This is a genomic window from Enterobacter cloacae complex sp. ECL72, from assembly GCF_019056635.1.
GTDB classification, from domain to species: domain Bacteria; phylum Pseudomonadota; class Gammaproteobacteria; order Enterobacterales; family Enterobacteriaceae; genus Enterobacter; species Enterobacter hormaechei_C.
The window spans coordinates 1,517,297-1,532,615 of record NZ_CP077659.1; the positions used below are offsets into that span (position 1 = coordinate 1,517,297).

General features: G+C 55.7%; 17 protein-coding genes. 9 read left to right on the top strand and 8 right to left on the bottom strand.

Annotation, left to right across the window (positions count from 1 at the left end; translation table 11 throughout):
• Window positions 1–53: 53 nt before the first annotated feature.
• Together KTH07_RS07355 and KTH07_RS07360 are read right to left on the bottom strand one after the other, a co-directional pair.
• Entirely contained in the window at window positions 54–1,199 is a 1,146-nt protein-coding gene (locus tag KTH07_RS07355) for a PLP-dependent aspartate aminotransferase family protein (RefSeq protein ID WP_032619797.1), read from the bottom strand.
• Window positions 1,200–1,211: 12 nt separating this feature from the next.
• Complete coding sequence (locus tag KTH07_RS07360) at window positions 1,212–2,582, bottom strand: cystathionine beta-synthase (RefSeq protein ID WP_032619796.1); 1,371 nt, start codon at window positions 2,580–2,582, stop codon at window positions 1,212–1,214.
• Window positions 2,583–2,981: 399 nt separating this feature from the next.
• On the opposite strand from KTH07_RS07360, the gene KTH07_RS07365 reads away from it, so the two are divergent.
• The 4 genes from KTH07_RS07365 to fumD all read left to right on the top strand — a co-directional run bounded on the left by KTH07_RS07365 (window position 2,982) and on the right by fumD (window position 5,819).
• The gene (locus KTH07_RS07365; RefSeq protein ID WP_017384622.1) at window positions 2,982–4,004 is read left to right on the top strand and encodes a methionine ABC transporter ATP-binding protein; all 1,023 of its coding nucleotides are present in this window, start codon (window positions 2,982–2,984) and stop codon (window positions 4,002–4,004) included.
• On the top strand, window positions 3,997–4,665 hold the full coding sequence (locus KTH07_RS07370) for a methionine ABC transporter permease (protein WP_017384621.1): 669 nt from the start codon (window positions 3,997–3,999) through the stop codon (window positions 4,663–4,665). Before KTH07_RS07365 ends, KTH07_RS07370 begins: the two co-directional genes overlap by 8 nt.
• 23 nt (window positions 4,666–4,688) lie before the next feature.
• A complete protein-coding gene (locus KTH07_RS07375; protein ID WP_003857677.1) occupies window positions 4,689–5,501 on the top strand; it encodes a MetQ/NlpA family ABC transporter substrate-binding protein in 813 nt (270 codons plus the stop codon).
• 108 nt (window positions 5,502–5,609) lie between these two features.
• Window positions 5,610–5,819: a fumarate hydratase FumD gene (fumD, locus tag KTH07_RS07380; RefSeq protein ID WP_003857676.1), complete on the top strand. Its 210-nt coding sequence runs from the start codon at window positions 5,610–5,612 to the stop codon at window positions 5,817–5,819.
• Here the strand turns inward: fumD and KTH07_RS07385 are convergent.
• The 4 genes from KTH07_RS07385 to KTH07_RS07400 are packed head-to-tail and all read right to left on the bottom strand — an operon-like array spanning window position 5,800 to window position 8,863.
• Window positions 5,800–6,486 carry an amino acid ABC transporter permease gene (locus tag KTH07_RS07385; RefSeq protein ID WP_015570700.1) on the bottom strand — a complete coding sequence of 229 codons (687 nt, stop codon included), beginning with the start codon at window positions 6,484–6,486 and terminating at the stop codon, window positions 5,800–5,802. The two genes, fumD and KTH07_RS07385, sit on opposite strands and share 20 nt — an antisense overlap.
• Window positions 6,470–7,216 carry an amino acid ABC transporter permease gene (locus KTH07_RS07390; RefSeq protein WP_023303553.1) on the bottom strand — a complete coding sequence of 249 codons (747 nt, stop codon included), beginning with the start codon at window positions 7,214–7,216 and terminating at the stop codon, window positions 6,470–6,472. Before KTH07_RS07390 ends, KTH07_RS07385 begins: the two co-directional genes overlap by 17 nt.
• Entirely contained in the window at window positions 7,216–8,031 is an 816-nt protein-coding gene (locus KTH07_RS07395) for an amino acid ABC transporter ATP-binding protein (protein ID WP_015570698.1), read from the bottom strand. Before KTH07_RS07395 ends, KTH07_RS07390 begins: the two co-directional genes overlap by 1 nt.
• Before the next feature lies 1 nt (window position 8,032).
• Window positions 8,033–8,863, bottom strand: a complete 831-nt coding sequence (locus KTH07_RS07400) for an ABC transporter substrate-binding protein (RefSeq protein WP_044488997.1) — start codon at window positions 8,861–8,863, stop codon at window positions 8,033–8,035.
• A 245-nt stretch (window positions 8,864–9,108) separates the two neighbouring features.
• On the opposite strand from KTH07_RS07400, the gene KTH07_RS07405 reads away from it, so the two are divergent.
• Together KTH07_RS07405 and KTH07_RS07410 are read left to right on the top strand one after the other, a co-directional pair.
• On the top strand, window positions 9,109–9,276 hold the full coding sequence (locus tag KTH07_RS07405; protein ID WP_032619795.1) for a hypothetical protein: 168 nt from the start codon (window positions 9,109–9,111) through the stop codon (window positions 9,274–9,276).
• Between the two features lie 144 nt (window positions 9,277–9,420).
• Window positions 9,421–10,827, top strand: coding sequence for a DUF1996 domain-containing protein (locus KTH07_RS07410; RefSeq protein WP_217310904.1), 1,407 nt, complete (start codon window positions 9,421–9,423; stop codon window positions 10,825–10,827).
• A gap of 59 nt (window positions 10,828–10,886) precedes the next feature.
• Here the strand turns inward: KTH07_RS07410 and KTH07_RS07415 are convergent, their stop codons facing one another.
• Entirely contained in the window at window positions 10,887–11,027 is a 141-nt protein-coding gene (locus KTH07_RS07415; protein WP_003857665.1) for a hypothetical protein, read from the bottom strand.
• Window positions 11,028–11,152: 125 nt separating this feature from the next.
• Between KTH07_RS07415 and KTH07_RS07420 the strand changes: the two genes are divergently transcribed.
• On the top strand, window positions 11,153–11,935 hold the full coding sequence (locus tag KTH07_RS07420; protein WP_032619793.1) for an MBL fold metallo-hydrolase: 783 nt from the start codon (window positions 11,153–11,155) through the stop codon (window positions 11,933–11,935).
• Window positions 11,936–12,007: 72 nt separating this feature from the next.
• The gene (locus tag KTH07_RS07425) at window positions 12,008–12,643 is read left to right on the top strand and encodes a carbonic anhydrase (RefSeq protein WP_015570694.1); all 636 of its coding nucleotides are present in this window, start codon (window positions 12,008–12,010) and stop codon (window positions 12,641–12,643) included.
• A 28-nt stretch (window positions 12,644–12,671) separates the two neighbouring features.
• Here the strand turns inward: KTH07_RS07425 and KTH07_RS07430 are convergent, their stop codons facing one another.
• Window positions 12,672–14,267, bottom strand: a complete 1,596-nt coding sequence (locus KTH07_RS07430; RefSeq protein WP_023303557.1) for an FAD-NAD(P)-binding protein — start codon at window positions 14,265–14,267, stop codon at window positions 12,672–12,674.
• Window positions 14,268–15,017: 750 nt separating this feature from the next.
• Here KTH07_RS07430 and KTH07_RS23525 point away from each other — a divergent pair.
• The gene (locus KTH07_RS23525) at window positions 15,018–15,140 is read left to right on the top strand and encodes a hypothetical protein (RefSeq protein ID WP_254909560.1); all 123 of its coding nucleotides are present in this window, start codon (window positions 15,018–15,020) and stop codon (window positions 15,138–15,140) included.
• Window positions 15,141–15,319 lie beyond the last annotated feature (179 nt).

Here is a 15,319-nt window from a genome sequence, read left to right on the forward strand (position 1 = left end):
TTAAGGTCTAATGTCATCTTATGACGGCAGGCGCAACGCCCGCCGTTTTTTGCTCACTTTTCCAGCGCCTGCTGAAGGTCGGCGATCAGATCCTTCGCATCCTCAATCCCCACCGACAGGCGGATAAGCTGCGGCACAATGCCGTTTGCAAGACGCTGCGCCAGTGGTATGGAGGCGTGGGTCATGCTGTAGGGCTGGCTCACCAGACTCTCCACACCGCCCAGACTTTCCGCCAGGGTAAAGAGCGTAAGATGACGGATCACCTCTGTCGCGCGTTGCGCATCGCCTTTAATCACAACGGAGATCATGCCGCCCGCCAGCGCCATTTGTCTGCGGGCCAGCGCATACTGGGGATGTGACGCCAGCCCGGGATAGAACACGCGGTCTACCTGCGGATGCTGCTCCAGCCATTGCGCAATTGCCAGCGCGTTGGCGCTGTGCTTCTCAACGCGCAGAGAGAGGGTGCGAATCCCCCGCAGCGTCAGGAAACTGCTGAACGGATCCAGAACGCCGCCAACCGCGTTTTGCAGATAGCCCAGACGCTCCGCGAGATCCTTATTTGCCCCGACAACAGCCAGCCCGGCAACCACGTCTGAATGACCGTTTAGATATTTAGTGGCGGAGTGGACCACTATATCGAACCCCGCCTCCAGCGGCCGGTGAATGACCGGGGAGGCGAAGGTATTATCCGCCACGCTGATCGCATTATGGCGCCGGGCAATGTCCGCGATGGCCTCCAGGTCGGCCAGTTTCAGCAGCGGGTTCGTTGGCGTTTCCACCCAGATCATGCGGGTGTCCGGGCGAATGGCGGCCTCAAGCCCGGCTACATCGTCCGGCTTAACCCAGCTCACCTGTAACCCGCTGCTGTGCTTGCGCACGTTTTCGATCAGGCGATACGTACCGCCATACACGTCGTCAATGGCGACGATATGGCTGTCTTTATCCAGCAGTTCGAGCACGGTGGAAATGGCTGCCAGCCCTGACGCGAAAGCGTACCCGCGCGTGCCGCCTTCCAGTTCGGCGATGGCGGTCTCCAGCGCGTGGCGGGTTGGATTGCCGCTCCGGGAGTATTCGTAGCCGGTATGTTCACCCGGTGCCGGTTGCGCAAACGTCGAGGTGGCGTAAATTGGCGGCATCACGGCGCCGTGCGGGTCGTGATACTCACCGCTGTGAACGCTGAGGGTGGCCAGGTTTTTCATCTTTTGCTCCTTTTATTTTGTCAGGCGGTTACGCCAGGCGGTGAGTACGTCACTGCGTGTGATCAGACCCAGAAAGCGATCTTCGTCATAAATAATCGCCACCAGGCCACGGTCAAAGATGGCGTACAGGGCGCTCTCCGGGGCCTGCTTATCCAGATATTCGACCTGACGCGTCATGGCCGCCGTCACGGGGAGAGAGAAGCGATCGGCATCTCCCCCGATGTGTCGCAGCAGGTCCCACTCGTCGATGATGCCGACGACCTTGTCGTTATCGAGCACCGGCAGCTGGGAGATGTCGTACAGGCGCATGCGGGCCAGCACGGTGGAAAGCGTGTCGTCCGGGGCGGTAGTCACCGTCGCGCCTTCATCGTGGCGCAGGGCAATATAGTCCGAGAGATCGCCTGCCTGCGGACGCGAAATCAGCCCCTGCTGGCGCATCCAGTCGTCGTTGAACATCTTCGAGAGGTATTTATTGCCGCTGTCGCAGGCGAAGGTGACCACACGTTTTGGCGTAGTCTGCGCCTGGCAATATTTCAGCGCCGCCGCCAGCAGCGTGCCGGTGGAGGAGCCTGCCAGGATCCCTTCCGTTTTTAGCAGATCGCGGGCGGTGGTGAACGCCTCGCGATCGGTAATGCGCCAGGCGCGGTTAACCCCTTCGATGTGCGCCAGCGGAGGGATAAAGTCTTCGCCAATCCCTTCAACCAGCCACGATCCGGCATCGTGATGGCGTCCGTTTTCAACCTGGTCCGCCAGCACCGACCCGGCCGGATCGGCAAGCACAAATTCCGTCTGCGGCGAATGTTCTGCAAACCACGCCTGTAAGCCACCCAGCGTACCGCCGGACCCCACGCCGACGACGATGGCATCGATCTGGCCGTCAAGCTGTTCAAACAGTTCCGGTGCGGTAGTGGTGCGGTGCGCCAGCGGATTGGCCGCGTTATTGAACTGATCAATATAAAACGCGCCTGGCAGTTCGTTCGCCAGCCGCCGGGCATAATCCTGGTAGTAGGCCGGATGCCCTTTATTCACATCTGAACGGGTCAGCACGACCTGCGCCCCTAACGCGCGCAGGTGGAAAATCTTCTCGCGGCTCATTTTGTCCGGCACCACCAGGATCAGCGAGTAGCCCTTCTGCGCCGCAATCAACGCCAGCCCCAGGCCGGTGTTCCCCGCCGTGGCTTCAATAATGGTGCCGCCGGGCCGTAGCTGGCCCGTACGCTCGGCTTCATTAATCATCGACAGCGCGACGCGGTCTTTAATCGAGCCGCCGGGATTCTGGTTTTCCAGCTTCAGAAACAGCGAGCAGGGGCCGGTGTCCAGCTTGTGCAGCTGGATGAGCGGCGTACGGCCAATCAGTTCGGTGACGGAGTGGTAAAGCGTCATGGTCATGTCCTGTGAAGGGGTGATGACCGGATGATAGAACCATGAAATTTTCTCAATAAAGAACCTTTCACTGAGTTTTAGAACGGAAAGGAATAATCCTTGTGTTTTCAGATGGAAAGACAGCAAGACGTAAAGTTGTCCGGATGTGAGGATGGCTATATCCGCATAAAGTGCTGCAAAATTAGCCGATTTCGTCGGGTGAGTAAGACCTGATATGCAAATGGCAGATAATTATTGCTGATATTCATCTAAATGCTTTTCACCCGCCAGTTCGCTGCTTATTCCTGAGCATTATAAGAAATTCTTTTTTGGTCATTTAAAAGCTGATAACGGCTGTTTACTATCTTTTGGACATCCATACTGCTAAACCGCTATATGCGAAACGGATAACGAATAAGAATGATTGTACTCAGCAATATTTCGAAGGTTTTTGACAACGGGAAACAGGCGCTGACAGCCGTAGATAACGTCAACCTGACGATAGAACAGGGACAGATTTACGGGATCATCGGTTACAGCGGGGCCGGGAAAAGTACGCTGATCCGTCTGCTGAACGGTCTGGAAAAGCCCAGCGCCGGCAGCGTCACCATTAACGGTCAGGATATCTCCGCCGCGAAGGGAGAAGCGCTGCGTCAGGCACGCCTGAAAATCAGCATGGTGTTCCAGCACTTTAACCTGCTTTGGTCGCGCACGGTGAAGGAAAATATCGCCTTTTCAATGCAAATTGCCGGTGTGCCAAAAGCGCAAATTCAGGCTCGCGTTGCCGAGCTGGTGGAGCTGGTCGGCCTGAAGGGGCGCGAGAATGCCTACCCATCCCAGCTGAGCGGCGGGCAAAAACAACGTGTGGGCATTGCCCGCGCGCTGGCCAATCATCCGGACGTACTGCTGTGTGACGAAGCCACCTCGGCGCTGGATCCGCAGACCACCGATCAGATCCTCGATCTGCTCCTGGACATTAACCGTCGCTTTAACCTGACCATCGTACTCATTACGCATGAGATGCACGTGGTGCGCAAAATCTGCGACCGCGTGGCGGTGATGGAAAACGGCAAGGTGGTGGAAGAGGGGGACGTGCTGAGCGTGTTTACGCATCCGCAGCAGCCGATCACCCGGCAGTTTGTCCGCCAGGTGAGCCAGTACGCGGAGGAAGAGACCTTCAATACCGAACTGGCAAACGATCTGGAAGGCACGGTGATCAGGCTGACCTTCACCGGGCACAGCACGCACAGGCCGATCGTCGGTGAACTGACCCTGCGCTACGGCCTGCCGTTTAACATCCTGCACGGCAAAATGACGCAAACCGCCCACGGTGTTTTCGGGCAGCTCTGGGTGCACGTGGTGGCATCGGACGAACAACTGAACAATATCCTCGCCGACCTGAAGCAAAGCGATATTGAAGGCGAGGTAATCAAGCATGGCTGAAGAACTCTTTCCGCACCTGAAGTGGGATCAGCTTTGGGCTGCAACCCAGGAGACGCTTTACATGACCGCGCTTTCCGGCGTGGCGACGTTTGTCCTGGGGATCGCGCTCGGTCTGGCGCTGTTTTTAACCGCCCGCGGCGGGTTATTCCACAACCGCACGGTCTACAGCGTGATGTCGATTGTGGTGAACGTGTTCCGCTCGATTCCGTTCATCATTCTCATCGTTCTGCTGATCCCGTTCACCAAGACCGTTGTGGGGACCATTCTCGGCGCTAACGCTGCGCTGCCCGCCCTGATTGTGGGCGCGGCGCCGTTCTACGCCCGTCTGGTCGAGATTGCCTTGCGAGAAGTAGACAAAGGAGTCATTGAGGCCACGCGTTCGATGGGCGCGCGGCTGAGCACGTTAGTGTTTCGGGTTTTATTGCCGGAATCTTCACCCGCACTGGTTTCAGGTATGACGGTGACGCTGATTGCGCTGGTGAGCTACAGCGCAATGGCAGGGGTGATAGGTGCCGGCGGTTTGGGAAATCTGGCTTATCTGGAAGGATTCCAGCGCAACCATGGTGACGTCACGCTGGTGGCAACGGTGACCATTCTGATCATCGTGTTCATTATCCAGTTCTGCGGCGATGCCATTACTTCACTGTTAGATAAACGCTAATAAATACACACAGGAACCACATCATGAAAAAGACACTGACACTGATCGCCGCCGCAACCCTGAGTGCCCTGAGCTTTGCCTCCTGGGCGGACACGCTCACCGTGGGGGCGTCCAACACCCCGCACGCGGAAATTCTGGAGCAGGCTAAGCCGATTCTGGCGAAGCAGGGGATCGATCTGGAGATTAAACCATTCCAGGACTACATTCTGCCAAACACGGCGCTGGCGGGGCATGACATTGACGCCAACTATTTCCAGCACATCCCTTACCTGAACAGCGTCCTGAAAGATCACGCGGGCGATAAGGATTATGATTTTGTCAGTGCGGGCGCAATCCACATTGAGCCGATCGGTATCTATTCGAAAAAATACAAATCGCTGAAGGATCTGCCGGAAGGCGGCAAAATCATCATGCGTGATGCGGTGTCCGAGGAAGGGCGTATTCTCTCCATCTTCGAAAAAGAGGGCGTGATCAAGCTGAAGCCAGGCATCGATAAAGTGACCGCGCGCATCAGCGATATCGTGGAGAACCCGAAAAAGCTGCAATTCACCCCTAACGTTGAGGCATCTCTGCTACCGCAGATGTACAACAACGACGAAGGTGCTGCGGTGGTGATCAACGCCAACTACGCAATTGATGCCGGTCTGGATCCGGTGCACGATCCCATTGCGGTTGAAAGCGGTGAGAATAACCCGTACGCCAACATCATTACCGTTCATCGCGGTGACGAGAAGAAGAAGGATATCGTCGCGCTGGTGAACGTGCTGCACTCCAAAGAGATTCAGGACTGGATCCGCACCAAATACAAAGGCGCAGTCATCCCGGTAAACAACTAATCTCCTGATTTTCCAGACGAAGCCCGGCGAACTACACGCCGGGCTTCTTTTTTGTATCCAGCCGACGAATGATTTAAGCTGACGGTTTAGGGCAACGGAGTGATGGCAATGGGCAATGTGACCAAAGACGAAGCGCTGTACCAGGAGATGTGTCGGGTGGTAGGCAAGGTCGTTCTCGAAATGCGTGATTTAGGGCAGGAGCCGAAACATATTGTCATTGCGGGCGTTCTGCGTACCGCGCTGGCGAACCAGCGCGTTAAGCGCAGTGAGTTGACCACCAAAGCGATGGAAACGGTGGTTAAAGCGCTGGCCGGCTAACTCGCCAGCGCTTCGCGAGCAGCTCAAGCGAGCAGCAGAGCAGGTAATAGATCACACCCGTGAAGATAAAAATGGCCGCCGGGTAAATTTGCACCCGGTTGTTGATCTGTCCCGCCACCGTGGTCAGTTCAGGAACGTTCACGATAAACGCCAGCGACGTATCCTTCAGCAGGCTGATAAAAATCCCCACCAGCGACGGCAGAATATTTCTCAGCGCCTGCGGCAGCAGCACGCGCCACAGCGTTTGCTGCGTACTGAACCCTTGAGAAAGCGCGGCCTCATTCTGGCCCGACGGCAGGGCTCTCAGTCCGGCTAACACCGAATGCATCACCGCAGCCGCGGTAAACCAGGCCAGCGCCAGCGTGACGGTCGTCGCGCCCGGGAGATCCCTGCCGGTTATCAGTGGCAGCAGATACCACATCCAGAATATCACGAAGATCAGGGGGATCCCGCGAATCAACTCTGCCCATGCAAACAGCGCACTGCGCACCACGCCGGGATAGCGCCAGGCGACGCAAGCCAGCACAATCCCGCCGGGCAGGGCAAGCGCGGCGGCGCCTGCGGCCATCAGCAGTGAGAGCAGTACGCCGCCGGGTTCTCCCGCAGCCGCACGTCCCCAAAGCAGATAATCCAGGTTTTCGACAATAACGTTAAATCCGGGGATCATGATTTTTCCTCCCTGAATGGGGGCCGAGGCGCACCAGCACGCTTCCCGTCACCATCCCGGTAAGCAAGTAGAGCACCGTACCGAAGGTGAAGGCTTCCAGTGCATGGGCGTTGTAACTTTCTATCTGGCGGACCTGGTAGGTCAGTTCGGCGAAGCCAATCCCGCTCGCGAGCGAGGAGAGCTTCATCAGGTTAAGGTACTGGCCAACGACGGGCTGCCAGGCGTTAGCAAGCCCCTGAGGCAGAAGAATGTAGCGAAACAGACGCCATGAGGAAAATCCCTGGGCGAGCGCCGCCTCCCGTTGCCCGGCAGGCACGGAACGCAGCCCCGATTCCACTTCTTCGATTAAAAACGCCGAGGTAAAGACGCCTAACCCCCAGGCGGAGCATAAAAACTCGGGCGTAAACCACCAGACGTCACCGGGCAAAATGGACCAGCTGTGGTCTGCGTTCACCGCGTCACGCAGCCCCTGCGGCAACCCGTTCCAGGCGGCGAAATACCAGAACAGCAGCTGTACCAGCAGCGGCGTATTGCGAAACAGCGATACCCAGCAGCTGACGATCAATGTCCCGAAACGTCCCCCGGAAAGCCGCAAAAGCATAAAGAACAAGGCGAGCAGGCTGGCCAGCATAATCCCCGCCAGCGTCACCCACAGAGTGGTGAGAAATCCGGAAAGGATCCAGTGCAGGGGCTGTCCGGCCAGCACCCCCTGCCAGTCCAGAGCGGGCATTACAGTTGCTCCTGATGCAGCGGATCCAGCACTTTTTGCAGGAAACGCCTCGCACGGGGATGCGACGGTTGATTGAAAAATTGCGCCGGGGGCGCGGTTTCCAGAATTTTTCCGCCGTCGATAAAGACGATTCGATCGGCAATTTCCCGGGCGAACTGCATCTCATGGGTAACGACAATCATAGTGATCCCGCTGTGGGCGAGGGTTTTCATCACAAACAGCACTTCGCCAATCATTTCCGGGTCGAGTGCCGACGTCGGCTCGTCAAAGAGAATGATTTGCGGCGACGAGGCCAGAGCACGGGCAATCGCCACGCGCTGCTGCTGTCCGCCGGAAAGTTCAGCGGGGAAGCGGTGCGCCTTCTCCAGCATGCCGACCTTCTCCAGCAGCGCCAGCGCGCGCTCCTGGGCGGGCAGGGGTTTCCAGCCGTGAACGTGCTCCAGTGCCAGGGTGATGTTCTGACTGGCGGTAAGGTGGGCATAGAGATTGAACTGCTGGAACACAAACCCGACGCGGCTGCGTAACTGACGTAGCCTGCTGCCGGAAAGCTGTCCGGTCGGCTTGTGGTCGATCAGAATCTCCCCGCCGCTCAGGCTCTCAAGCTGGTTGATAAGCCGAATCAGGGTCGATTTTCCGGAACCCGAAGGGCCGAGAATGGCAACCACTTCACCCGGCATGATGGTGAGGTTAATGTCGGTTAAAACCGGATGGTCGCCGTAGCGTTTGTCCACATGGCGAAACTCAACGCTGGCCTGTTCCAGACGTGAAAAATCCGCGGCATTGGCCGCGGAGCGTGAAAATAAACCTGAGAGCATATTACCGGGCTTCTATTTTAAAGTTACGAGGCTGTGGAGCTGGGGTGCCTGGACCGAACCAGACGTCATAGATTTTTGCCGCCTGGCCGTTTTTCTCCAGGGTTACCAGCTCATCGTTAACGGCTTTCAGCAGCGCCGTTTCACCCTTTTTCACCCCCACGCCAATCTCTTCTTTACTGAGCAGGTCGGGCAGGATTTTGAAGTCGGCTTTATCCGGCGCCTGCGCCAGCAGACCGGCCAGAATGGTGCTGTCCTGGGTAATGGCCTGCACGTTGCCATTGCGCAGTGCCGTCAGCGCCAGCGGGATATCATCGTAAGAGAGGACGCGGGACTGCGGAAAACGCTGGTGCAGCGCCTGTTCACCCGTCGTACCTTTTACGGCGCCAATGCGTGCCCGGCTATAGTCATCAAGCTTGTCCGGTGATTTTGCCGGAACCAGGAACTGCTGGCCGGTGACAAAGTAAGGCGTTGAGAAATCAATGACCTGTGCGCGTTCCGGAGTGATCGTGATATCCGCCACGATGAGATCCGCTTTTCCGGACTGTAGCAGCGGTATACGGTTAGCCGGATTAGTGGCGACCAGTTCAAGCTTGACGCCGAGCGATTTCGCCAGCGCTTTGGCGAAGTCCACGTCGTAACCCACGATCTCATGCGTTTTGGCATCAATCGAGCCAAAGGGTGGATTGGCATCAAACGTGGCCACTTTCACCACGCCTGCTGCCTTGATATCCGCCAGCCGATCGGCCTGCGCCTGCGCTGAAACCAGGCCCCAGGCTGCCACTAATCCCAGAACCTGCGCCCGTTTTTTAAACCCTTTCATTTTTGCAGCCATAGTCATACGCCATCCCGTTGTTTTTGTTTTACCCCGTTACGCTCCCATAAGGGAAAGCTATCGCCAAATAAGAAATCGTTCTTTGCTATGAGAAAAAAAGCATGAGTGAACAAGGTGTTAAAGAAGAGAGCAGACGGCGGGGCGCTATTTGCAGATCCTGCACATCGACAGTGGATTTTGATATTTCCCCCGGGCGCAATTTGGGTGTTTAACTGAGGACAGGTTAAGCGAGAAGGGTAATGACGATGAAAAAATGGATAAGCACGTTACGGCGGTTATTTGCGCCCCGACCAATGAATGCGGAGAACAGCGCGCAACGTGTTCTTGAGTCAATACTACCTGTCGCCAGCCTGTATGGCGTGGACGTAGCCAACATCGACCCGGAGTGGTTCCATGATAAAACGTCACGCTGAACTGCGCCGGACGCGCGAAATGTACTGGAATGAGCTGTGCGTGGTGTCTGTAAAGCGAGGATGAAGGGAAAAATACCCAGGCAAATCCTCGGTAAATGATGGCCGTTTTGTTACCACTATCTCCTTTCACAGATGGAGATAATAATGAAACGGACAGTATTAACCCCCGCGCTTTCTGCCTCTGCACTTCTGCTTACCATGCAGGCGGTACACGCTGGTCCACAGGCGCATGTTGTATGCAGTTATTCCCACACCCTCGGCGATGATGCCATTATGATGTTCGGCATGCCCAATGAGGCTATGCTGCACGATTTTTTTGGTAACGTGCACGCGGATGCTTACTCCAGCCGTGAATCTCTGCGTACCCAGGAAAAGACCACCTGCGATAACAAAGCAGACAGCTCGGCCTACTGGGCTCCGTCGCTAAAATTGCCGGACGGAACGGTAGTCAAACCCGCCTATCAAAAAACCTATTCTCAGGCATCGAACGTTGACGCCTGGCCGCTTCATCCGTTTCCGCCGGGGCTGTCGCTGCTGGCGGGCGATCATCATGGCACCGCGCCAAATCCGCATATCACCTTTTTATGCGCCAATGGCAAGGGCTACACCACCAGAACGGGTGAAGTCTGCGGCTTACGCAAGGCGAAGGATGCCGTGCAGTTTAATATCGGCATTCAGTTCCCGAACTGCTGGGACGGGGTCAAGCTGAAGCCCGCCCACGGCCTGGCTAACGCCACCTACGATACGAAAGGACAGTGTCCGTCCGCCTTCCCGGTGAAGATCCCGACGGTGAACATGAATATTGCGTACGTGCTCCCGACAATTAGCTCTCTGGATACCAGTAAAGTCCAGCTTTCCCTCGACCCCATCATGCATGGTAGTGAGCGTGAAGAGCGGTGGGGGAGCCTGTATACGGCGCATGCTGACTTCATGAACGGCTGGACGGAAGATGCCGCGCGATTTATGACCGACCTGTGCATGAACCGGGGAATGGATTGCGGCACCACCGTGCCGTATGGTTATTCAAAAGCGAAGGCTAACGTCTGGCTCAGCAGCATGGAACCGGCACTTTCACAGCCCGATCCCCAGGTCTTACTGGTGCAGGATAACTGGAAGAACGGTGGACGCACGAAAAACAGCGAAACATTGTCGCTGGTGAAGTTCAATATCCCTCCGCTGCCTGTCGGACAGGATCCTGCCCAGTTTAAATACCGCGTGAGAATTTATGGCGGGAAAGTGGAAACTGACGGCGCGGATCAAATCTTCTTCTATCCGGCGAGTAACGACTGGGAACCGGCCACCGTGAGCTGGCAGTCACGACCGTCCTGCAACTATCGCTCGGATGCGGTGCTGTACCTGAACCACTCCCGCGAATACCGGATGGTGGACGTGGATAAAGCGGTGCGCAAGGCGCTGGCAGAAGGGAAAACCGACATTTCGTGGTATATCGGCGGCGATCGTCAGGGAAATCACTATCAGTTTGAGACGGGGTCATCTCCCCAAAGCCTGATCCTGATGCTGACCGGGTTTAGCAAAACGCCGGAGATCTGATAGCGGGTAGCAAAAGGCATTCATAAAAAAAAAGCACCGGGGAGCCCGGTGCTTTTTCTTCAGATCTTGCAGGCATCGCCGCAGTCGTCATCGGCGACAATCGCCTGGGCCTTTTTATCCGCATCGTCGAGACGTTCCGCGTTGCGCTCTTCTGCTTCATCCAGCCCGTTGAAGACTAAGTTATCGAGATCAATTTCCATGTGCCACCTGCGTTATTCAGTTTTTGATACTGGCACAGTATAAGTCAAAAAAAGCGGGCCAGGCACCCCTCAGCACATATGGATAATCCCTGCCATACTCAGTGCTTTATTGCTGAGGAAAGCCGATGATTACACTCTGTAAAACCTGCGGTACCGCTTACGATGAACAGCCCAAAAACTGCCCGATTTGCGACGATGAGCGCCAGTATGTCCCGGTGACGGGCCAGGCATGGACGGACTTCGACAGCCTTACGACCACGCACACCAACAAATGGCAACAGCTGGAGCCGCAGCTGTTCAGCATCAAAACTGTTCCCTCTTTTGCCATCAACCAGCGGGCGCTTCTGCTGCGTACGCCACAGGGCAATGTTCTGTGGGACTGCATCGCCAATCTTGACCCGGCGACCAGAGCGTTAGTTGACGCGCTCGGGGGGATCAGCGCGATCGCGATTTCGCACCCGCATTACTACACCACCATGCAGGAGTGGGCCGCGGCGTTTAACGCACCGATCTACCTGCACGCCAGCGATCGGCAGTGGGTGATGCGTGACAGCCCGGCGATACGCTTCTGGGAGGAGGACGCCCTGGAGATTATGCCTTTGGTGACTCTTCTGCGGCTGGGCGGGCATTTTGCAGGCGGCACGGTGCTGCACTGGCAGTCAGGCGACGGCGTGCTGCTGGCCGGTGATATTTTGCAGGTTACGCCCGGTCAGGACGCCGTGTCGTTTATGTGGAGTTATCCGAATATGCTGCCGCTGCCTGCCCGCACCGTTGAGTCGATGATCGGTCGACTGACAGGGAAAACGTACCAGCGCCTGTACGGGGCCTTTGAAGGGCAGAACATCCCGGCGAACGCGGATGAGATCGTGCAGCGGTCGGGCCAGAAATATATTGCTTGTCTCCGCTAAGGTGCGGTGGTTAAATTTTACGAGTGTGATCGCGATCATACCTAAACTAAAACAGATAAAAGAGAAATGGCTATGCAACATATCATTGAAGGTTTTCTCAGCTTTCAAAAAGAGATTTTCCCGCAACGTAAAGAGCTTTTTCGTAGTTTAGCGTCCAGTCAGAATCCCAAAGCGCTGTTCATCTCCTGCTCCGACAGCCGTCTGGTTCCGGAACTGGTTACGCAACAGGAGCCAGGACAGCTCTTTGTCATTCGAAACGCGGGCAACATTGTGCCACCGTTCGGGCCGGAGCCTGGCGGTGTCTCTGCGACCATCGAATATGCTGTTGTTGCCCTGGGCGTGACCGATATCGTTATTTGCGGCCACTCCAACTGCGGCGCAATGAAGGCGATTGCTGACAACGCCGATCTGGAGCCGATGCCGGCCGTTTCCCACTGGCTGCGCTATTCTGATGCGGCAAAAGCGGTGGTTGAGAAGAAAACATGGGATAAGCCAATCGATAAGGTGAATGCGATGGTGCAGGAGAACGTCTTTGCGCAGCTGAGCAATATCAAGACCCATCCGTCGGTGGCGGTAGGCCTGCGCAACAACGCCATTCGCCTGCACGGCTGGGTATATGACATCGAAAGCGGCAAAATCCTTGCCCTGGACAAGAACACTAAATCGTTCGTGTCGCTGTCGGAAAACCCGGACGTCTTCTTCGAGTAACCCGACCCCGCAGGGCAGGGAAGCTCTGTTAAAATTCCATGAATGGTAACTTCCTTCGCACGCCCGACGCAGGTTTTCCAGCCGCTTTCGCCATCGCTTTACCAATTTCAGCGCACTCAGACAAACCCTGAACAAAGGGATGATCGTGCATCAGCCAGGGGATCGCCCCAAAAGCGATGCGCCCCCTCAGTGATGCAGGCGCCAGCAACGTATAGTCTTCCCCCACGTCCGGGACGTCATCGCCGGTTTCCGCAAGCTGTTTACGCAGGGTGGGGAAGGGAATGTCCTTGTTTCTGAGTGGCTTTTGCCCGCGCGCATCAATAAACACGTCGAAGCGGTAACGCTTTTCTGCCGTGGTGATGACGGTCTGATCGCTGCCGATATCCAGGTCGTAATTATCACCGAGTGCGACCACGCTAATGATCCCTGCCTCGCGCAGCGCCAGTAAACGGCGGATAGACTGCGGTGGAATGGCGGCATAATTATCGATAAACACACGCTCCAGCCCGGATTTAAACCGCTCTCTGTCACGCTCATTGAGTGAAGGGACGATGGCCTGAACCACTTCATGCAGACGAAGCACGGTATAGCGCCAGGCAACGGTGCGTTTTTCGCGCTTGTTGCGCTCCACTTCTTTCAGATTCGCTTCGGCCCAGGTGAAAGGGCCATGCTTTTTACGATCCTCAAACCAGACATCACGAAGCGTGTCGGCATTCAGCGTAACGAGCGATATCGCCTGGCACCAGCGCGGATCGGCCAGCTCGAGCTCTTTCACCATCAGCGCAAAGATGCGGTCAAGCAGCCCGTCCGGGCCTTTGGCGATTTCACTTTCCGCCACAGACTCCGTTAACACGGACAGCGGTTCATAAGGGATAGGGCAGTAAAAGTCGGCCTCCGGCAGAACGCCCGTGCGGGACATCAGCGTGATTTTTAGCCCTTCGCTGCCTTTATTGACAACGAACTGCTCCCCGCTAAACCGGCCATGCTGCATCACAACCGCCATTGCAGCGTCCAGGCCGCTGAGGGAAGTACCCATGATCCCCACCTCACAGGCTCGGACCTCCGCGTCCATCAGCCCTGACCATGGGCTTGGGAAATATGCGCGGGTGGTTTCATCTTCATCAGGCCAGACGTGGCCGGTGGCAACAACCGCAAGATCAAACCGCCTTGAGAAAGGGGCATCGTTCACTGAAAGGGCCACACCGTCTGCATCAGCCTTAATATCCGTGACTTCTGCGTTGGGGTGCACCTCGACATGAAAGCCCGACTTTTTCGCCTCAGCAACGACGGCAAGAAACCGATCGTGAAAATATTCACCCAACAGAATACGCGGCAGGAATTGCCGGTCGTGCAGTTTCTCACTGTCGACGTGATAGCGGGTAAGATGGGCCGCACTCTGCTGTTTGAGCCAGTCGAGATAGGTAATAAAAATGGGCGGGATTTCGATACTGGCGATGTTCGCCAGCATCAGCCGGGAATTATCCTCGTCGCTGTAGGGCATCCCGACACCGGGTTGGTCTGCCTTTTCGAACACGGTGATCGAAAGCGGTGCTGCGTTGTTAAGAAGTGAGTAAAAGGTATAAATCCCTGTTGGACCTGAGCCGATAATGGCGATTTTTTTCATCGAAAGCGTTCCTGCATTTCTGAACCATAAAATAAGCGTAGCAGGAGAAAGGTTAAATCATTCAATGAAGGAAAAAAATTAAGACGTTTTGAAGAGGGGATGTTGCGCCCCTTCCTGAACTTATGGGAAGGTCAATTCAATTGACCCTGGCTGATTAGATATGATTCTGCCTGATTTCTGAAAGGAAAGACTGTTTGGTCCCAGGTTTAACGATTATCTGTATGTGATGGGGGTTAAAAAGTACGGTAACTTCGCCGGCGGGCTTGACCTGCACAGCGTCAGTGAGGAGAACCAGCTGATTTTATCAGGAGAATTCTCCATCTTACGGTCAGTGTACTTTTTAACATGCAGGCTGATGCCGCCCGTGGAAGACAGCCCTGCTCGGGCTCAAAAGATGGCATAACACACTGTACATCGGATGGTCGTTTTGTCTGCAATGACGGAAGTCTGAGCCATTCGAAGCGATTCTGTTCAGGTTATGGTGCCTCCGAACTGCCCCGGCAGGTAAAACCCTTCCCCTCCGCCAGGCAAGCGCAGACGAAAAAGAAAACAGCCGTGAAAGGCCAGGAGCAGCGTGTTGTAGAAAACAATGCGCAGTTCGATACACAACCGCGGCAACCTACATGCGCCCTTCTCTATATGGCCAACAAGCCCGGATTCACCCATTTACCCGTTTGTTCAGGAAATCAGTATTAATCCGCCAGTGTAAACGTTCTTTGTCTGTTATTCGAACTGATAAGACGCTTGCAGGTGGAAACCCACCTGAACGCGCTGGGCGACCTGTTACAGCGTCTGGCATTAAAGCATGCCGTTCGCACCTTCCGGCTACATGGCGAACTTACTGCATGGCTGGCGTTTATGTTTTCTGCATGATTGATAAAAGGGAGGGAAAATTATGACCAGGGCTGAAGAGTTTTGTCGTTCCTGAAATGTGAACACTGGCAGATGGATGCGCACGCATCGCTCAAAAAACGATCTTTTTCGGGCGGATACTGAGATCAGAAAAGCATATGACCTTGAACAGTAATCACATTGACTGGAGGGATATGCTA